Below are 18,810 nucleotides of genomic sequence, written 5' to 3' on the forward strand. Positions count from 1 at the left end.
TGGGCAAAGGGCCTGTGCTAATGCATCAGTTTGTTAAATATATAAAACTAGCGTTGTGTTTCGCAGCGCTAGTTTTGTGTGGGACGGTGGTAGCCCAACAAACCGATGAACTAAAACAGATCCAACAAGAGATTAAGCATAAGCAGCAACAAATAGACCAGCAATTGGCCGAAGCTAAACAACTTCAACAACAGCTCAAAGCCGCGGAGCTTAATATTGCCAGAACGGCCAAATCACTGGATGAAACCAAACGGGATTTAGCCGCTAATGTTGCACAGCAAACTGCGCTTAAAGCAGAGCAAACCGAGCTGCGTAAAAAACAACAACAACAACAGCAGGCTTTGGCAAAGCAATTGAAAAGCATGTACATGGCTGGCGACTATGATTTTGCCAAGATGATATTTAATCTAGAGGATGCATCAAAATTTGAGCGTACCTTTAGTTATTACCAATACTTGACCGAAGCACGAAAGCAGCAAATTGATCAATTTCGCCAACTTGTTGAACAACTGCGTCAGGTCAATGAATCATTGGCCGACAAGCAGCAACAACTGGAATCTTTACAATTGGTTCAACAGCAGCAAAGTGAACAATTGGTCCAACAACAGCACATGCGCAAGAAGACCTTAGCAAAAATTACCCAAAGAATTGATACTGAAGCAGTCAAAATTGAGCAATTGCAAATCAATGAGCAAGCCTTGCTCAAAGCTATTGAAGAAGCTGAGCGAGCCGCCCAGCAAAGACCGGTTAGCTTAAATGGATTGGCGAATTTAGAAGGCAAGCTGATTAATCCCACACAAGGTAAAATGCGCAATATGTTTGGCCGCATAAGGCAAGGCCAGATAAAATGGAAAGGCGTATTATTCAATGGGAATACGGGTGCACCAGTGCGAGCAGTGTATGACGGCAAGGTATTATATGCTGATTGGCTGAGAGGGTTAGGATTAGTCACCGTGGTTGATCATGGCGATGGCTATATGAGCCTTTATGGGCATAATCAGGCCTTACTTAAACAGGTTGGTGACGATGTACAATCTGGAGATACTATAGCGCTAGTAGGGCAAAGTGGTGGTCAAACCGCACCCAATCTGTATTTTGAAATTCGCCATAAAGGCACGCCCGTCAACCCAACAAAATGGCTGAAGCCTTAGCTTAGCGGATGATTTTTATCAACTTGGTTATGCCAACCTATACCGTGGGTCAATTCTAGTGCTTTCTCTGGCCTTATGAAGGCGATATACTCCACAAAAATGCAGCAATGTGAATGTTGCGATAAAAATAACAATAATCAAACAGGGTTTGTGCTAATTATCAAAATGGTGTTTTTCAAACGATTATGCCTTAGTGCACTGCTACTCATATCTTCTTCGGCGATTAGCGCTGAGATTGCATTGATCATCGATGATATGGGCAACACGCATAAGGATGGCGCAGCATTCGAGTTACCTATCGAAGTGGCATTTTCTATATTGCCGATGACCCATCTTTCCGAAAAGTATTCTCGTCGGGCCAGCTCTCAACAACGTGAAGTCATGCTGCATATGCCAATGGAGTCCCTTGCGGGGAAGGCGTTGGGCGCCGGTGCATTAACTGCCAACATGTCGGGAGAATTGATGAGGCAAACATTAACTGAGGCGTTGCAATCTGTGCCTGGCGCTATTGGTCTAAATAACCATATGGGCAGCAAGCTGACTCAATTAAGCCAGCCGATGAACGTGACAATGAGTTTTTTAACTGAACATCACTTGTTTTTTGTCGATAGTCGCACCACCAGGTTTAGCAAGGCTGAACGAATCGCTCGCGAAAATGGGGTACAGAGTCTCAAGCGTAATGTTTTTTTAGATCATGATCGTCGAATAGAACAAATTGACGCACAATTTAAACGCCTAGTGCGGTTATCTAAAAAATATGGATTTGCAGTTGGTATTGCCCATCCCTATCCGCAAACCGTCGAGTATCTCAAGCAAGCGCTGAAAAATCTTGAACAGCAAGGCGTGCAACTCAGCCGAGTCAGCCAACTACTAGAATTACAACATATTGCGTTACAGAAAACTGATAATCATCCTGAGCAATCAGACACCACTACTGCACTTGAATAATAAGGATACCTAATGGCAGCTGCAAATCTACTTGCCCTGATAGACGATATAGCCACCATCTTGGATGATGTGGCGGTGTTGTCGAAAGTCGCCGCAAAAAAAACAGCTGGAGTATTAGGAGACGACTTAGCCCTAAATGCACAACAAGTCTCGGGGGTAAAAGCTGACAGAGAACTGCCGGTGGTGTGGGCAGTGGCCAAAGGCTCATTTCTTAATAAGTTGATTTTAGTGCCGGCCGCACTGGCAATCAGTGCCCTTTTGCCTGTTTTAATTACCATTCTAATGGTGATTGGCGGGCTCTATTTGTGTTATGAAGGATTTGAAAAAATATACCATAAGTTCTCTCATTCAAAGGAAGAATTTGAAGCAGAGCATGAGCAAAAAATAAAAGCCTTGGCTGACCCAACTGTTAATTTGGTGGAATTGGAAAAAGATAAAATTAAAGGGGCTATTCGCACAGATTTTATTCTATCCGCTGAGATTATAGTGATTGTATTGGGTACGGTGCAAGATCAAGACTTTGCCACCCAGGTGACGGTTCTTTCCAGTCTTGCTGCTTTTTTTACGGTAGGTGTCTACGGTATTGTGGCGGGTATTGTGAAGCTTGACGATTTGGGCCTGTATCTACTGCGCAAGTCAGTTTCTGGAAGTTTCAACAGTATCCAACGTTCATTGGGGCGGGGGATCTTGATTATCGCGCCGCTCCTAATGAAAACATTAGCAATTGTCGGAACCATAGCGATGTTCTTAGTGGGGGGCGGTATTTTAGTCCATAGCATCCCTCCATTACATCATCTAGTACATGAAATAGTGCAGTGGCTTGGATCGGTTATGGGCAGTGTTGCTCATAGTGTCGCACCGTTTTTGCTTGAGGGGTTAACTGGTGTGCTTGCAGGTGCGTTGGTGCTGTTTATCTTTAATGGCGTGAAAAAGTTATTCACCAAGTAGTCGCAATTATAAATCGAAGGACGATCAATGGAATGCCCTAAATGCCAAACAGGAAACCTGACGCTTAGTTATTTGGAGCTATTTTTCTGTGTACAAACCTGTAATGGTTGTGGTGGCAATTGGGTATTGATCGAGGATTATGTGAAGTGGAAAGATCAGCATCCAGAATATGCTTATATCGATGTTGATGTAACAGAAGATCTTGATGACGCAGTGAAAGCATTATTGTGCCCCTCATCTGGTTTAATTATGCGCAAGCTTAAAATTGCTAAAGAAACCTCTCATCGTATTGATTACAGTGCGTCAGTGGGTGGTGTATGGCTTGATAATGGTGAGTGGCAATTACTCAAGAATAGTGGTTTAGCAGGTTCGTTAAATACTATTCTCACTGAGCATTGGCAGCTTAAGATTCGTGAACAGAGAACGGAAGACACCTTCGATATGTTGTACCGCACTAAATTCGGCGATGAAGATTATGACAAAGTTAAGGTCTTGCGTGAATGGCTCCAATCTCACCCTCAAAAATCCGACTTGCGCGCTTTTTTATTAGCGCAAGATCCTTATTCAGTTAAACGCTAAATACCTTCATGATTTGCCGATCCTACGCCAAGAGGGCTCCTTTTCTAGCAGACTTTTCAGTCGCTCTTTGACCCGAGCCTCTAGTGTTGTTAGCATCACTTATCACAGGTTTATCAAATTGAGTTTCTAGCAATGTCTACCCATCCTATTTCAATTTTAGTCTTGTTCACAAGTTTCTTTTTGCTGTTTTCTTGTAGCTCCAATCAACATGCCAGCAAGGATAGCTCGTCGCACAGCAGCGAGCTTCAACAATTAAGCCAGCGCGCGCAACGGGTTGAAATTATCCGTGATGATTATGGTGTGCCGCACATCTACGCCAAAACCGATGCCGATGCTGTTTTTGGTCTTCTATATGCCCAAGCAGAAGACGATTTTGCCCGCATTGAGCGCAACTATATTTGGGCAATGGGTAGGTTGGCCGAAGTACAAGGCGAAAAAGCGCTATATAGCGACTTACGAGCCAGATTATTTATGACTCATGCAGAAGCAAAGCAAGCATATGAAACGGCGCCTCAGTGGCTTAAAGAATTATGTATGGCGTTTGCGGATGGTTTGAATTTTTATCTGCAAACTCACCCAGAGATCAAGCCTGCACTGCTAGAAAAATTCGAACCTTGGATGCCGATGTATTTTTCCGAAGGTTCAATTGGTGGCGATATAGAGCAAATTCCGCTGGCAGGCATCGAAGCGTTCTATGGCCAACAGCAAGACGCGCCGCAAATGTTAATCGACAATGAATCAGAACCTTCAGGTTCAAACGGTTTTAGTATTGCAGGAAAGCATACCCAATCCGGTAATGCGATGTTATTGATCAATCCGCATACTTCATTTTATTTTCGTCCCGAGGTCCATGTGGTCAGCGAGGAAGGCCTTAATGCTTATGGTGCAGTAACTTGGGGGCAGTTCTTTGTTTATCAGGGCTTCAATGACAAAAATGGTTGGATGCATACCTCGACTTATGTTGATTTTATGGATGAGTTTGTCGAGGAGGTGGTTGAAAAAGACGGCGAACTGCTTTATCACTACGGCGATGAACTGCGCCCACTTAAGCAGTCTGAGGTTACCTTAAAGTACATTGAAAATGGGTTACTCAAGCAGCGCACCTTTCCGATGTATCATAGTCATCATGGGCCTATCACGCACAAATTACATGGTCAGTGGGTAGCCACCAAGATTAACTGGGATCCAGCTAATGCGCTATCACAATCCTTTATTCGCACGAAAACGACTAATTTGGCTGAGTTTAAGGACATGATGCGGATCAGACGTAATTCTTCCAATAATACGGTTTATGCCGACGCTGACGGGAATATCGCCTATTTTCACGGTAACTTTGTGCCAAAACGTAGCCCTGATTTTGATTTTTCTAAGCCGGTAGATGGAACTGATCCAAAAACAGACTGGCAGGGCCTGCACAGTATCGAAGAAATTATAAGTATTGAAAACCCGCAAAATGGTTGGCTTCAAAATACAAATTCAACCCCTTTTAGTGCTGCCGGGGAATTTAGTCCTAAAGCGCAGGACTATCCGAAGTATATGGCACCGGATCCTGAAAATTTCAGAGCGATTCATGCCGTTCAAATGCTTGAAAAAGCCGAGAATCTAACTTTGGACGGCTTAATTGAATTGGCCTATGACCCCTATTTACCTGCTTTTGCCGTATTGATACCCGGTTTAATAGCTGCCTTCGATGCTGCTCCCGAGAATCAGCCAGAGCTTAAGCAACCTATCGAAGTGTTACGCTCATGGGATTATCGTACCAGCTCAGATTCTGTGGCCATGTCATTGGCGCATTTTTATGCCACAACGTATTTCAAGGAAGGGGACAATCCTGATGGATTTAGCCGTATGCAAAGAATGTTTATGTATGGTCAAAATACCCCAGTCACTGAGCGTTTAGCTATATTCAATTTGGCAGTTAATCAATTGGAACAAGATTTTGGTAGTTGGAAAACACCTTGGGGTCAGATCAATCGATTTCAGCGCGTTAGTGGTGACATTGATGCGAAATTTAGTGACAACGAATTGAGTTACCCAGTTGGTATGGCTTCAGGGCGCTGGGGAGCATTAGCTGCTTTTGGGGCCAAAGCTACCGAAACCAAACGGATTTACGGGTATCGCGGTAATAGTTTTGTTGCAGTGGTGGAATTTGGTGACAAAGTCATCGCCAAAAGTTTGCTGGCCGGAGGACAAAGTGGCGATCCAAAATCAAAACATTTTGATGATCAGATTCAGTCTTATATTAACGGCAAATTCAAACCTGTTGCCTACTACCGTGAAGATGTTGAAAAACGCGCGGTGAGGTCCTATCACCCAGGCCAATGAATTGGCCAGCTAGTTATTTTACTCAGAATATTAGACTCATTTTTATCAACTTAGCAGACACCAAAGTGAGTATGGATTAGTAGCAAGAATAACGAGGCTAAACGAAGTTTCTAACTATGTGATTTTGTAACACATAATGATTAATCTGACTTTTTAAAGATTTCTCTTCTTATAATTACGTAACAGGAATAAGGGGGAAGTTGCTATAAATTTGACCTACAAAAGTGTGTAGGATTTTGTCCCGTTTAGACTGCACCGAAAAATTTTATAATTTTATGCAGTAAAAATCTGTATGGCCATTACTGTTGGTTTGATTTACATACTAAGATAAAGGCTACTGACTATCACTTTTATAAGAGGCCATCTCTATGGGCAAAAATAGCCAAACTATCGTAGATGACGAAGTATCATTGTCTCAGTCAGAAGAACTGGTGTCTTTAACTGACACTCGTGGTGTTATTCGATACGCTAATGATGCTTTTTGCCGCGTAGCAGGGTTTAGTTTTGAGGAGCTGGTAGGTAAAAACCATAATATCGTGCGTCACCCTGACATGCCTAAAGAAGCGTTTGCCGATATGTGGACAAAACTTAAATCGGGTTTACCTTGGAGAGGTGCTGTTAAGAATCGATGTAAAGACGGTCGATATTATTGGGTTGACGCGTTTGTCACACCGGTTTTCGAATCTGGAAAACTAACGGGGTATCAGTCTGTGCGCACTGTCTTGGCAAAGAATGTGCGGGAGCAGGCTGAAAAGTTATATGCTCAAATCAATAGTGGCAAAACAATCAATGAACCCATTCTGACAAGGCTCAATGTACGGTTATTTGCTTTTGGGGTTTTATCCTTATTATTGGCTTGGGGGAGTGTGTACATTTCATGGTTAAGTTTTCTGATCCCATTTATAGCATTGGGTTGCCTTTATTATGAAGTGTTCATAGTTCCTAATGAGCTTAATAAATTGCGATCGGAATATGATAGCGTTTCTAGATATATCTTTTGCGGAACATCCCCCCTAGGAATTGTTCATTTCCGTGAAACCATTCATAGTGGCAGAGCCCGCACTATTTTAGGTAGAACAACAGATGGCGCCAATGCACTGCTTCTAAGTGCAGTGCATTTGAAAAAGGCATCGACTGCTACTCGGTCGGGGATTGAGCGTCAAACCCATGAACTTCATCAGCTTGCTGCGGCCATGGAAGAGATGTCGTCGACAATTAAAGATGTTGCTTTGAATACAGTGCAAACGTCTGACAAAGTAGATGCAGTTCACAATGATTGTAAAGAAGCAACTGAGGCGATGAAAACTACTATGGGGTCGGTTGCCACCTTATCCGACGAGGTGGCGGAGTCCGCAATGTCCTCACAGGAGCTGGCAAAAGAAGCTGAGCAAATAGGTGCAGTAACCCAAGAGATTCAAGGGATTGCAGACCAAACTAATTTATTGGCTCTTAATGCTGCCATTGAGGCGGCAAGAGCAGGAGAACATGGACGAGGATTTGCTGTCGTAGCTGAAGAGGTTAGAGCGTTGTCTACTAGAACCCATAATGCCACTGAGCAAATCCAAACTTCAATGGGCGAAATACAAGACACCTTACTTAAATGGTCGCAAAAAATGCAGCGAGGTAAAGATACGGCACAGACAAGCTTGCTTGCCACTCAAGATACCCTTGATATCATCAACAAAGTTTATGCGGACGTGTCAATTATCGCTGATTTCGCTACACAAATATCAACAGCAGCCGAAGAACAAAGTTTGGTGTCACAAGAAATTAGCCGAAACGTTGTTAATGTTAATAATGAAGCAGAAGCCAATTTGAAGTTGGCCGAAAATGTGGCTCAACAATCAGATAAGATTAGTGAACTATCAGAGACGTTGGCCTCAATGCCGTTGAGCTTCAAACAGTAATAACCTTTTGTTTGTTATTAAGACAGCCACTTTATGTTTGGCAAAATGCAATGCAGGTGCAGAGTTATTACGGTATATCTCAAAAGTATTATCTTTGATACTGGGGCTAAAGAAGCGACGGTCCATTGTGTTTGACATCAGCGAACTTTGTAGCAGGTAAATGATTGACGGTTCGGCCTAAAGAATATGTAAGGGTATGGTTAAATTATAAAATACTGCAGAAGGTTGCTTTATTGTTATCTCTTTTTTGAAAACATTTTTATGGATTTGAATATTTTCAGCATCCTTTACATATGAATAGAGAATCATTCTACTTTCATACATAAAATATTGATAATTATATTAAATTTCAGGATATTTCAAGTGGTTTGAATATTACTTAAATTTCCAGTGTTGACCCTGCGTAGGTCTCAACATTAGGTTAATAAACATCATAAGGACACTAGAATGAAAAATATTGCAATTGCACTGGCGAGCACGATGGTTTGTGCGCCTTCCTTTGCTACCATTATTAGATGGTACGGGTAATGTAACTTCAGATGTTATTTTTGGCTCTGGTAACACGAATAGCTCTTTCACTGGAGAGAGTCAAAATGAAATTGAGCTAGGTTTAAGAGGGAAACTTCGATACAACACTCTTGGTAGCCCAGAAAACACCTTTAATTATGACGGTGTCAAAACCTACACTTTTGCTACGACGGATGGCGTAGCCCCAGTGACTCGCTCAGTTTTTAATATTGAGTGGTCAATCAATGTCGATCAATTTGGTGCCTCAAATAACCTTAGTGATCTCACCTACTTGTTAGAGATAGGTTACGATCCAGGGTTAGGTACTGATTTTTTTGCATTTGGTCCAATTAATGTACCTTATGCTGATCATTCTATAGGAACCAATGCCACTGCCAATGGAGCAGGTGTAGAGGCAGCATTTGGTGATAGCGTTGGCTACCTGATTTCAAATAATAATCTAGCGCAAAACTCGTGGAATTTAGGCTTTTTTGAGCCCGCAGGTTTAGATCCACAAACCGAAGGTATGTATACCATCAACTTGAGTGCCTTTTCTGCAAATGGTTTACAAGCATCGACATCATCTGTGGTGATGTACCGGCAGCTGGCTCAGAGCCTTCTAGTTTCTTGCTTATGTTTGCGGGGATCACAGGCTTAGGTATGGCGATTAGACGTCGTCACACTATAAAGAACGATTAGATATAAATTCACTTTTAACAAAGCCTTATTGTCAAAAATAATGGGGCTTTTTTGGTTGTAGGGCTTTGTAAACAGCATATGACATGTTTATACCAATAATGATAATTACCATTACTGGTATTATTCGCCAAAAACCGACCAACCCGTTTTAGCCGCAAATAGCTCAAGCGCTTGAGTGCCTAGTTTACTGTTTCCAATCACGTCTAAACCAGGCGACCAAACGGCAATTGACGCTTTACCTGGAGCTATAGCCAATATTCCTCCACCGACTCCACTTTTGCCCGGCAGTCCTACCCGAAAAGCGAACTCTCCCGAACCATCGTAGTGGCCACATAATAGCATTAGTGAATTGATACGCTTTGCTCGTTCGGCGGAAACAATGGGATAGCCTGAAGCTGGATTTATTCCATTATTCGCTAAAAATAGACCCGCTCTAGATAACTGCTGAGTATTCATGGCAATGGAACAATGATGAAAGTAGGTACCCAGCACGGCATCAACTGGGTTTTGAAAATGACCAAAAGATGCCATGAAATAAGCTAGTGAGGCATTTCTTGCGCCTGTTTCAATTTCGGAGCGTGCCACTTTCTCATCGATTGCTATGCTATCATCATCGGCTAAAAAACGTATAAATTGGATTATTTCCGCTAAGGTTTCTTTGGGCTGATGGCCTTGCAAAAGGAGATCCGCAATAGCAATTGCACCAGCATTTATAAAGGGATTGCAGGGCTTACCCTGTTCATGTTCAAGCTGCACGATTGAATTAAACGGGTCACCCGAAGGCTCCTTGCCAACTCGAGACCAAATGGATTCCCCCAATCGGCCTAAGGCTACCGTCAGGGTGAAAACTTTGGATATACTTTGGATAGAAAAGTGCTTGTCGGCGCAACCGGCGCTGAACATTTCACCGCTTGGTAGAGCTACGCTGATGGCAAACTGATTGGGATCAACTTGCGCGAGTTGAGGGATATATGTTGCCACCTCACCCTTATCTAGCGTTTGCGCCATTTGCTGTGCTATTTCATCTAGAATCGTTTGCAAAGTGTTGTCATATTGAGATTAGATAAAACAAGCTTATCACTTTAAACGGTCTTAGCTATGTCTTGGTGATTAAAAAAATAATCTTCTTAAGACTTTAGCAAATTTGTTTTAATCACTGAACAAGGACGGGAGCTGAATTCTAGTGTAGATTTAAGCTGGTTTTTAGGACAATCTGTTACAATAATTGTATTAATCAAACAGCTAGAGAGAAAATGATGAAAAAAGGATTAGTAATTTTCGGTTTAATTGTTCTGCTTATTGCAGGCGGCGTTTGGTATTTATTATCTGGGGCGGGTGACTTCATTCGCGTGCAAATAGAGCAGCAGGGAAGCAAATATCTTGGTACCACAGTTTTGGTTTCCAAAGTCGATCTAGCATTGACCGACGGGCGAATGACTATTAGCGATCTGGACGTGAAAAATCCGCAAGGCTTCAGTGGTGAAGATGCTTTTAGTGTTGACTCGATAACGTTAGATTTAGGTGAAGTTATCAATCAGCCTTATGTAGTGCAGACTATAAACATCGATGCGGCCGAAATTTTGTATGAGGTTGATGCCAGCGGTCAGGGAAATCTAATTACCCTAAAAAACAGACTTGAGGCCAATTTACCTAAGACCGCAAATCAGCCTGCTGCTAAAGATGGTGCAAATCCATTAGTGATTGTGGAAGACGTCACTGTGAGTAACGTACGGCTTAAATTCAATTTTGAAAAACTCCCCACAGGTGATTTGAATATAGAGAAAAAGGCCTATGAGATCAGCTTGCCCACATTTAATGCAGGCCCTATCGGCCAACCTAATGGTATGCCTGCAGATAAAGTGGGTGTTGCCGTGGTCAATGCTATGCTCGATAACGTTATAGCAGCAGCAAAAGCTGAAGCTAAAAAACGATTGGCTGAAGAAGCCAAGAAAAAAGTGAATGAAGAACTCGATAAGCAAAAAGACAAGCTGCTAGAAAAAGCCAATGATAAGCTCAAGGGGCTTTTCAATAAGGACTGATTCGTCTAACTGACAAGGTTGCTTTGGATTTCAATGCAAAGCAACCTTTTGATTAGTTGTCGTTAACGTAAACCCAAGTCTATTGATTTTGGTTTACCTCAAGTGCCAGTATATACAGGCTAGCGCAGCACTTCAGTGAGAGTTTTCCCTCCGTTGAATAGCTCTTTAATCATACTGTCCTGCCGGTTATCTCCTGCTAAATAGACTAGTGCTTGAGCAACGTCGGCTCGGGTAATAACAGCCTCAGATTTGTCTTTTGGGCGCTCGTCGCTAAAGCTGCCTTTGGCATCGTCATTGGTCAAAGAGCCAGGGCGCAGAATCGTGTAGTGTAAGCCACTTCGGATTAAGTGTTCATCAGCCATGTGTTTTGCAACAAGGTAAGGCTGCATTTCGTTGGGTCCATTAGATGGTGCGTCAGCACCGATGGAGCTAACCATAATAAAGTGTTGGATGGCGTGCTTTTTTGCATAATCTGCTGATCGGCAAGCAGCCCATAAATCGATTAATAGCGTCTTATCAGCCCCAGTGTCGCCGCCAGAGCCCGCTACAAAGATGACTTCTGTACAACCTTCAAAGGCATGGCCGAAGTCCTCGGTTAAATCGGCTTCGACAATCGACAGAGTATTTCCCTGTACATCAGATAACTTGCTTTTGTCTCTAACCAGCGCGGTGGCAAAGTGTCCACCGTCCAGCATCAGTTGAGTTACCTGTTTTCCTATTTGACCGCTAGCGCCAATAATTAATGTGCGTTGCATAAAAGCTCTCCGTTATAGTTTCAATGTGAAAGGAATCTTTGTACTAATAAAGCAAATACCCTACCAAGGGGTAAATAGTGTGCGTATCCCTTTTAAACTGGAGTGTGCGAGGCGTTTATGTTTAGTAACGGTATTAACACATGTAATATTGACTTAGCACTTTGTAAGCTTAACAAGCTAATGAGATCTTTAATAACTACCGTGATAAGTTAGGGTATAATTGCCACTCTCAAATAATACAAATGTTACTTTAGGCTACTATGCAACTTCTTGAAATTGATAAAGACCGTTATCGCCGCCACTTAAACCGTGTAATTGCTGTATGCATTGCAGTATTGGCTATTGGTAGTTTAGCGATAGCGCAAATCCTCATCGCTGTATTTTCTGAACAAGGCGCCAATAATTTTTATTGGAATTTACTGGGCGTCATTATTACCAGTTTGACCATTGGTTGGTTACTTAGTAAATATCGAAATCATGATTTCATGACGGAAGTTGTTTATGTTTGGCAACTGAAACAGGCGCTAAATAAAATAAATCGAAAAATGCTTAAACTCAAAGCTGCAGGGGCTAAAGGCAATGCTGATGCCTTGTTAGCCATTCATTATAGTTACGCAGGCTCACGTTTATTGTGGCGACTAGACGACAACACTATCATCATGGATGATTTAGCGATTGAGCAGGCGAAACTTAATAGCCTAGCAGCCCAGTATAATTTAACTCTCAATGCCGATGATTACGACGAGGCTATTTTAAAGCAATTTTAAAACAACCAACTTTTGGGTAACGATTGTTATAGCCAAAACAATCGTGCGGCTTGATTTCAAACTAGCTTTCTATTTTGTTTGGTATGAGCGTCACAGCTTCTTCATTTCGGTTTGGATACATCTTTAAACCGCAACATCTCCGAAATTCGTGCCGATGCGCCATCATAAAATCCAGTATGCTCGACAAAATATTTAGGATTCTTAAAGGTACCAAACAAAATATCGAAAAGTGACAAGTCAGAATAGTTATAACGATGAACACCTCTGCCATGATGCAGGCTGTGGCTTTCTGGTCGTTGAATACGAACTTAACAACGAACTTAACAAGCAAAAGAACTTAACAAGACACCCATCTTTAGCTATATCTCCAAGGCACTGAAAAGATTCACTTTAGCGCAGCGGCTCGTCAGATTTCTTTAGGCATTTGATTAAAACACTACTTATTAAAAGTATGGTGGTTGTCTTATTAACGATGGGTGTCTTGATAACAATCTAAATTGGACTCGGTGCCGATAGATAGCTAATTGTGTGAGATTTAGCCAGTCAGTGGGGCTAATTATTCAAACAGATTGCTTGTTATTCATGCAATCAATGCCGTGCTCTATAATTCTATGACATTCTATTTTAAAGACTGAACTAAAGAAGTCTTTACCCAAACTGTCTTGCTAAGTGAGCAAAATACAATCAACATGGGTTAGGCCAGCAACTTGGTTCACTTAAAGTAGTCCGCTTAAATAAAATTGAGAAAAAGGAGTCTCCAATGCTTAGATTATTTCCAAGTTTACCTAGTAAAACTACCGTTTACAAAAACGGGCTGATCACCACTGTCGCACTGACCCTTTCGTCCACCTGTCTCGCTCAGCAGACAACAGCAACACAAAGTACAGAGGAAGAAGATTATGACGTCGTTATTGTCACCGCTCAAAAACGCGAACAGAAATTATCTGAAGTACCCATAGCTATTTCGTCTTTCAGTGCCACCAGTATTCAACAAACCGGTATCACTCAATTAACTGAACTAGCTGATTTTATACCTAATTTATCCATCACTCGCACAACCGACTTCACTTCGGCCATTACCATAAGAGGGGTGGGAGCCAATAGCCGTAATATTGGTTTTGATACTCGAGTGGGAGTTTATCTGGATGGAGTCTATCTGGGACAATCTCCAGCACTTAATCAGGAGCTACTCGATTTAGAACGGGTTGAAGTGTTGCGCGGACCCCAAGGTACTCTATTTGGTAAAAACACGGTAGCAGGGGCGATCAATCTAATATCAAAAAAACCATCTGATGTATTGGAAGGTCAAATCAGTGCATCGATCGGTAATATGGGCGCGAGGGAGATTCAGGGCGAAATCAACCTACCTATTTCCGATACCAGCGCCGCTAAATTCTCCGTGACGAAACTGGATAGAGACGGTTACATTAAGAATCTCACCACTGGCAATGATCTTAATGAGCGCGACGCATTAGCGTATCGAGGCCAGTTTCGCTCGCAATTATCTGACAAGCTAGAACTGAATTTCAGTGTCGATGGGCTGAGCACCGAACGTCTATCGTTTTTAGGTGAAGCCATATCTGATACGTTGAGCAATGTATTAGACCCTGCCGCGCCAGAAAAAGATGAAGTCGCCACCACTTTGGATACTTTTGAGAAACGAGACATTTGGGGGGGCTCATTGGACTTGGCCTGCCATATGGACAATGGTTATGATGTAAAATCGATTACCGCTTATCGGGATACGGATATCTTCTATCGGAATGATTCGGATTATGCTGTGGCTGATTTATTGGTGATTGAATACTCAGATCAATATAAACAATGGTCTCAAGAGTTTCAGTTGATCTCTCCGCAAGACGACTCAGCGTTCGATTACGTAGCGGGAATTTATTTATATCGCCAAGATGCTGATACTCGACGGGATGCGATCAATGGCGCCCATTCATTCTTGTTTGGCAATGTACCTGGCTCAGTGGTGACTAACAGTGGTTTTGTGACTACCGATAGTTACGCTGCCTACTTTAACAGTGGTTACGATTTAACCGACAGCAGCTCACTGGCACTGGGATTGCGCTTTACCGATGAAGAGAAAGAACTAGATTGGTTGCTAGACGGTTCCGCGTCTGGCATTTTTGGCATCGGCAGCACAGAAGGTCGCTTAACTGATTCGCGCAGTGATAGTTACCTGTCTTATGCTTTAAGTTTTAACCATGCCTTCAATAGCAACCTTAACGGTTACGCCAAATATTCAACCGGTTTTAAAAGCGGTGGTTACAACCTCGACTTTATCACCAACGCGGATTTAGCCGCTGGTATTCAATTTGATAAAGAAACGGTTGGTAGTGCCGAATTGGGTTTAAAAGGTAACTTCTACCGGAACAGCTTAGTGTTGAATTTCGCCGCGTTTAGTTCTGAATTCAAAAATTATCAGGTTAATCAGTTTATCGACTTAGGCAATGGCGCTTCATCTATTTCAATTCGTAATGCGGCCAAGGCTAATACTCAGGGAATAGAGCTTGAGATGACTTATAGACCCATCAGCAACTTGGAAATTCAAGCTAGCATGGGCTTACTGGATACGGAATTTGATAGTTTTCCAGGTGGCTTAACCGGTGGCGGCAACGCCCAAGGCAAAGACCTTATCAATGCACCAGACAGAAACTTTGCCCTCGGCGTACAGTATATAACTGAAATTAGCGCACTAAATGCAGATCTTTCATGGCGATTGGATGTTACCCATAGCAGTGGGTTTTTCACCACTGTGGATAATGTTTATAGTCAAACTTTGGGCGACGGCACCGTTGTCGACTTTGGTCACGTAGATAGCATTACTCTGGTTAATGCTCGCATTGGATTACTTGGCACCAATAACGGTTGGGAAGCCTACCTGTGGGGACGTAACTTGGCCGATGTGCGTGATCCTATTGATAATCGCAAAGACTTTTTCGGTACTGTCACCAGTAATTATCAAGAGCCACGCACCTATGGCGTAGAAGTGGTTTATAGCTTTTAGGGAGAAGTAAATGCGAGGGATTTTGTTGTGCTTACTTTTTGCAGTATTTACCAGTTTGGCTCAGGAGCGAAGGCCACCACCGCCTTTACCAGATTTTCCGGATTACCCGGCGCCGACTGAACTCAATGCTACAAGCAGTGGTGAAGTGTATTTTTCCTCGGTTACCCCCGGGGATTGCAAGTGGCTGATCCTAGCGGATCAGATCCTTTTGGCTACCACAGTCAAAGCACAGCTGTTTTTACCAGCCGGAGCAAGTGCCACTCAACCCGTTCCAGCTATGGTCATAATCCATGGCAGTGGCGGTATTCTGCCTAGTCGTGAAATTGCTTACGGTAAGTGGATGGCCAGTCAGGGTATTGCCGGTTTGGTGGTTAATTCTTACGCTGCGCGCGGTGTGACGGAACAAACCCCTTATGGTTTACGAGTTGCTATCGTTAGTGACGCAGATGAAGCAACTGATGCCTACGGCGCGCTGAAATTTCTTAACCAACATCCAGCAATTAATCCAAATAAAATCGGTGTGATGGGCTTTTCCTATGGCGGAATGGCGACTCGCGCCGCATTGGATGAGCGTATTCATCAGAATCTGGCTGCTGATGTAGCGCCTTTTGCACTGCATTTAGATTATTACGGCCCTTGCCATTTTGATCTGAAAACGGCGGAAACCACAGGTGCAGCGCTATTCAGTTTGCGCGGAGCACAAGATAAATCTAATGATCTGGAAACCTGCGCTAGGTTAGAAAATAGTTTACGGGAAGCCGGTTCTGCTGTGGGCAGTACTATTTTCCCTACTGCCGGTCACGGCTGGGAGATGGCAACCCCTAGACAATTTGTCGAAACCTTGAATCCTGCGCCATGTAAGCAGGTATTAATGGATAACGGTGATTGGCAGCTTGATGGACAAACCATAGCGGTTCCTTCTTTGAACAGTCGGGAGCAGAAATACCAGTTTCGCCTAGGGTTATTGGGTCAAATGAAACAATCCTGTATGTCCAACGGTTATATTATGGGCCAGGATAAAAATACCCATGAGTTGTCACAGCGGCTACTTTTGCAATATACAACGACCTATTTACTTAACTAGTCTCGACTCATAAGGAGTTAATATGAAAAGGTTTTCTATTGCATTGCTAACAATGTTGTTGTCAATGGCCAGTCACGCTGATGGGCAGACAGATAGCACGATAAAGCGACTCAACTCGGAACAATTTAAACAGCTTAACCTGCCTTTTTCACAGGCCGTAGAGGTTAGTGGGATCTTATATCTGTCTGGCGAGCTAGGTGTGATACCGGGTAAGTTGGAGCTGGTAAAAGGTGGCGTTGTTCCCGAGACTCGTCAGGCTTTAGACAATATCAAAGCTACTCTCGAACGCTTCGGTTCAGGGATGGATAAGGTAATCAAATGCACCTTGTTTCTGGCTGATATTAAAGAGTGGGGCGATGTAAACAAAGTCTATATTGACTATTTTAAAAACGCGTTACCTGCCCGCAGCGCTGTGGCAGGAAGCGGTTTAGGCTTAGGTGCCAGAATTGAAATTGAATGCATGGCATTGGCTGCAAGCAATTGAGGACTGTAATCTACTCGCATATTGGCCAGCAATCCTTGCTGGCCAATTTTTAAATCCATCAACAAAAATCTTATTGACTAAAATGGGCAAGGACACTTGCCATGAGTCGACTCACCATTGGTCGGATGTTCAAAAACCAAGTCACTTGCATGGAGTTGTAGCCGATCGGCCATTTGTTGGCTATGCGCATTGTTATACAGATCGCAGCCAAGAATAGGGTGACCTATAAATAAGCTGTGAATGCGCAGCTGGTGGGTACGTCCTGTTAGAGGCGTATATTGCACCAAGGTGCGACGAGGATCCTCTAGACGCTTTATAACCCGATATTCACTGATAGCGCTCTTGCCCATGACGTGGCAAATATTGACTCGTGGAAAATACTGTTCATCTTTGGCTATGGCAGCGTTAATCTGACCTTGCTCGTCGGTAGCCCAGCCATCCAACATGGCCACATAACGCTTTTGAATCGTGCGGGCTTGAAACTGTTTGTTGAGATGTTTCGATGACTGTGCATTTAGGCTTACCAGCATAATTCCCGACGTGCCAAAATCTAATCTGTGAGGTAATTTTGCCTGTGGGAAAGCAGGACTCATTCCATCTTGACCATGCACTAAGCGGTAGTGTACTGAATCCCAATTGAGTGGATTTTTGCCCGACAAACTGAGTAAACCGCTGGGTTTGTTGATCAGTAATATATCGTCGTCTTGATATAAAATCGTCACGAAATCCTTGCACACTGGCGCGACAAAGTTATCAACTATAGGTTGAGTTGGCAGACTTGTATTAGACATTTAAAATTTCCTGCTAAGCACCTTAGCTAAATATCACCAAACTCTACGATGGATTGACCTGACGACCATAAAGGATATTTGGCCATTACTTTGGTAAACATTCGACTGTGTAAATATTGATTAAGCCAAGCCTTTAGTTGCGGATAAGGAGACTGCAAGTACCACTGACGTTCCACTTTGGCAAACTGTCGAATAAAGGGTAAAAGAGCGATATCCGCTAAACTTTCTTTATCATCAATTAAATAATTATGACCGTTAAGGCGCTGCTCTAAGTCTTGAATATACACCTCACAGGCCTGTCTGCAATCTAACAGGTTACTCTCATGATAACGTTTGGCGCATTTGTAGGCTTCTAGGCAGGTCTTAAATTCGTGGTCGAATCGATTAATCAGGCTTAGAATTTCAGCTAGTTGCGCCGACGACTTCAAGCCGCTTACACTTTCTGGGCTGTTCCTCACCTCCGTGCGAAGCAGGTTATTAGGATCACTTTGTGTCAGTGCCCACAACATGATATCCAAACTTTCATCAATCACTTTTGATGATGCTAATACCAATATAGGGACAGTGCCTTTTGGCGAGGCGGCTAGCATTTCGGCTGGTTTGTCTTTAAGTACAACATCCCGCAGCTCAACCGATTGCTTTGATTTGAATATGGCTAAGCGTGCTCTCATTGCATAAGGACAATTCCTTAAAGAGTATAAAACAGGTAACGTCATGGGCTTGCATTCGCCTTGGTCATTAAAGTAAACAGTATAAAATAAGCAATCTAGCCGTATTTCGGTAGTTTATTGGTATTCAGTCGCTGAATAT

Annotated in this window: 17 protein-coding genes; 13 read left to right on the plus strand and 4 right to left on the minus strand. The window is 42.9% G+C overall.

Features of this window, described 5'->3' with window-relative positions; all coding sequences use genetic code 11:
• Nucleotides 1-20: 20 nt before the first annotated feature.
• From QR722_RS03075 to QR722_RS19375, 8 genes are all read left to right on the plus strand, one after another.
• Nucleotides 21-1,151 (plus strand): murein hydrolase activator EnvC family protein, encoded by a 1,131-nt coding sequence (locus QR722_RS03075; RefSeq protein ID WP_286285285.1) that lies wholly within the window; start codon nucleotides 21-23, stop codon nucleotides 1,149-1,151.
• 150 nt (nucleotides 1,152-1,301) lie between these two features.
• Nucleotides 1,302-2,099, plus strand: coding sequence for a divergent polysaccharide deacetylase family protein (locus QR722_RS03080; RefSeq protein ID WP_286285286.1), 798 nt, complete (start codon nucleotides 1,302-1,304; stop codon nucleotides 2,097-2,099).
• Nucleotides 2,100-2,111: 12 nt separating this feature from the next.
• Nucleotides 2,112-3,047: a DUF808 domain-containing protein gene (locus tag QR722_RS03085; protein WP_286285287.1), complete on the plus strand. Its 936-nt coding sequence runs from the start codon at nucleotides 2,112-2,114 to the stop codon at nucleotides 3,045-3,047.
• 27 nt (nucleotides 3,048-3,074) lie between these two features.
• Nucleotides 3,075-3,626 carry a TFIIB-type zinc ribbon-containing protein gene (locus QR722_RS03090; RefSeq protein ID WP_286285288.1) on the plus strand — a complete coding sequence of 184 codons (552 nt, stop codon included), beginning with the start codon at nucleotides 3,075-3,077 and terminating at the stop codon, nucleotides 3,624-3,626.
• 132 nt (nucleotides 3,627-3,758) lie between these two features.
• Nucleotides 3,759-5,951: an acylase gene (locus QR722_RS03095; protein ID WP_286285289.1), complete on the plus strand. Its 2,193-nt coding sequence runs from the start codon at nucleotides 3,759-3,761 to the stop codon at nucleotides 5,949-5,951.
• A gap of 368 nt (nucleotides 5,952-6,319) precedes the next feature.
• Nucleotides 6,320-7,858 carry a methyl-accepting chemotaxis protein gene (locus tag QR722_RS03100; protein WP_286285290.1) on the plus strand — a complete coding sequence of 513 codons (1,539 nt, stop codon included), beginning with the start codon at nucleotides 6,320-6,322 and terminating at the stop codon, nucleotides 7,856-7,858.
• A 457-nt stretch (nucleotides 7,859-8,315) separates the two neighbouring features.
• Entirely contained in the window at nucleotides 8,316-9,023 is a 708-nt protein-coding gene (locus QR722_RS03105; protein ID WP_286285291.1) for a PEP-CTERM sorting domain-containing protein, read from the plus strand.
• Nucleotides 8,999-9,064 carry a hypothetical protein gene (locus QR722_RS19375; protein ID WP_353506906.1) on the plus strand — a complete coding sequence of 22 codons (66 nt, stop codon included), beginning with the start codon at nucleotides 8,999-9,001 and terminating at the stop codon, nucleotides 9,062-9,064. The genes QR722_RS03105 and QR722_RS19375 overlap by 25 nt, the downstream gene beginning before the upstream one ends.
• A gap of 120 nt (nucleotides 9,065-9,184) precedes the next feature.
• On the opposite strand, the gene QR722_RS03110 is transcribed toward QR722_RS19375, so the two are convergent.
• Nucleotides 9,185-10,105, minus strand: a complete 921-nt coding sequence (locus tag QR722_RS03110) for a glutaminase (RefSeq protein WP_286285292.1) — start codon at nucleotides 10,103-10,105, stop codon at nucleotides 9,185-9,187.
• A 215-nt stretch (nucleotides 10,106-10,320) separates the two neighbouring features.
• Here QR722_RS03110 and QR722_RS03115 point away from each other — a divergent pair, with 215 nt between their 5' ends.
• Entirely contained in the window at nucleotides 10,321-11,103 is a 783-nt protein-coding gene (locus QR722_RS03115; RefSeq protein ID WP_286285293.1) for an AsmA family protein, read from the plus strand.
• A gap of 119 nt (nucleotides 11,104-11,222) precedes the next feature.
• Here the strand turns inward: QR722_RS03115 and QR722_RS03120 are convergent, their stop codons facing one another.
• Nucleotides 11,223-11,858, minus strand: a complete 636-nt coding sequence (locus tag QR722_RS03120) for an SDR family oxidoreductase (RefSeq protein WP_286285294.1) — start codon at nucleotides 11,856-11,858, stop codon at nucleotides 11,223-11,225.
• Between the two features lie 260 nt (nucleotides 11,859-12,118).
• Between QR722_RS03120 and QR722_RS03125 the strand changes: the two genes are divergently transcribed.
• The 4 genes from QR722_RS03125 to QR722_RS03140 all read left to right on the plus strand — a co-directional run bounded on the left by QR722_RS03125 (nucleotide 12,119) and on the right by QR722_RS03140 (nucleotide 17,209).
• Nucleotides 12,119-12,625 carry a DUF3087 domain-containing protein gene (locus QR722_RS03125; RefSeq protein WP_286285295.1) on the plus strand — a complete coding sequence of 169 codons (507 nt, stop codon included), beginning with the start codon at nucleotides 12,119-12,121 and terminating at the stop codon, nucleotides 12,623-12,625.
• A 760-nt stretch (nucleotides 12,626-13,385) separates the two neighbouring features.
• Complete coding sequence (locus QR722_RS03130; RefSeq protein ID WP_286285296.1) at nucleotides 13,386-15,641, plus strand: TonB-dependent receptor; 2,256 nt, start codon at nucleotides 13,386-13,388, stop codon at nucleotides 15,639-15,641.
• Nucleotides 15,642-15,651: 10 nt separating this feature from the next.
• A complete protein-coding gene (locus QR722_RS03135; RefSeq protein ID WP_286285297.1) occupies nucleotides 15,652-16,725 on the plus strand; it encodes a dienelactone hydrolase family protein in 1,074 nt (357 codons plus the stop codon).
• A 22-nt stretch (nucleotides 16,726-16,747) separates the two neighbouring features.
• On the plus strand, nucleotides 16,748-17,209 hold the full coding sequence (locus tag QR722_RS03140; protein WP_286285298.1) for a Rid family hydrolase: 462 nt from the start codon (nucleotides 16,748-16,750) through the stop codon (nucleotides 17,207-17,209).
• 77 nt (nucleotides 17,210-17,286) lie between these two features.
• On the opposite strand, the gene QR722_RS03145 is transcribed toward QR722_RS03140, so the two are convergent.
• Together QR722_RS03145 and QR722_RS03150 are read right to left on the minus strand one after the other, a co-directional pair.
• On the minus strand, nucleotides 17,287-18,000 hold the full coding sequence (locus QR722_RS03145) for an RluA family pseudouridine synthase (protein WP_286285299.1): 714 nt from the start codon (nucleotides 17,998-18,000) through the stop codon (nucleotides 17,287-17,289).
• Nucleotides 18,001-18,026: 26 nt separating this feature from the next.
• Nucleotides 18,027-18,716 carry a glutathione S-transferase gene (locus QR722_RS03150; RefSeq protein ID WP_286285300.1) on the minus strand — a complete coding sequence of 230 codons (690 nt, stop codon included), beginning with the start codon at nucleotides 18,714-18,716 and terminating at the stop codon, nucleotides 18,027-18,029.
• Nucleotides 18,717-18,810: the final 94 nt, after the last annotated feature.

The organism is Aliiglaciecola sp. LCG003 (assembly GCF_030316135.1).
Classification (GTDB): domain Bacteria; phylum Pseudomonadota; class Gammaproteobacteria; order Enterobacterales; family Alteromonadaceae; genus Aliiglaciecola.

Excerpts from the sequence above, each read along its gene's own strand:
- QR722_RS03120 (WP_286285294.1), bottom strand. The coding sequence starts at position 11,858 with ATGCAACGCACATTAATTATTGGCGCTAGCGGTCAAATAGGAAAACAG.
- QR722_RS03100 (WP_286285290.1), top strand. The coding sequence starts at position 6,320 with ATGGGCAAAAATAGCCAAACTATCGTAGATGACGAAGTATCATTGTCT.
- QR722_RS03130 (WP_286285296.1), top strand. The coding sequence starts at position 13,386 with ATGCTTAGATTATTTCCAAGTTTACCTAGTAAAACTACCGTTTACAAA.
- QR722_RS03095 (WP_286285289.1), top strand. The coding sequence starts at position 3,759 with ATGTCTACCCATCCTATTTCAATTTTAGTCTTGTTCACAAGTTTCTTT.
- QR722_RS03085 (WP_286285287.1), top strand. The coding sequence starts at position 2,112 with ATGGCAGCTGCAAATCTACTTGCCCTGATAGACGATATAGCCACCATC.
- QR722_RS03075 (WP_286285285.1), top strand. The coding sequence starts at position 21 with ATGCATCAGTTTGTTAAATATATAAAACTAGCGTTGTGTTTCGCAGCG.
- QR722_RS03145 (WP_286285299.1), bottom strand. The coding sequence starts at position 18,000 with ATGTCTAATACAAGTCTGCCAACTCAACCTATAGTTGATAACTTTGTC.
- QR722_RS03140 (WP_286285298.1), top strand. The coding sequence starts at position 16,748 with ATGAAAAGGTTTTCTATTGCATTGCTAACAATGTTGTTGTCAATGGCC.
- QR722_RS03125 (WP_286285295.1), top strand. The coding sequence starts at position 12,119 with ATGCAACTTCTTGAAATTGATAAAGACCGTTATCGCCGCCACTTAAAC.
- QR722_RS03090 (WP_286285288.1), top strand. The coding sequence starts at position 3,075 with ATGGAATGCCCTAAATGCCAAACAGGAAACCTGACGCTTAGTTATTTG.
- QR722_RS03150 (WP_286285300.1), bottom strand. The coding sequence starts at position 18,716 with ATGACGTTACCTGTTTTATACTCTTTAAGGAATTGTCCTTATGCAATG.
- QR722_RS03135 (WP_286285297.1), top strand. The coding sequence starts at position 15,652 with ATGCGAGGGATTTTGTTGTGCTTACTTTTTGCAGTATTTACCAGTTTG.
- QR722_RS03115 (WP_286285293.1), top strand. The coding sequence starts at position 10,321 with ATGAAAAAAGGATTAGTAATTTTCGGTTTAATTGTTCTGCTTATTGCA.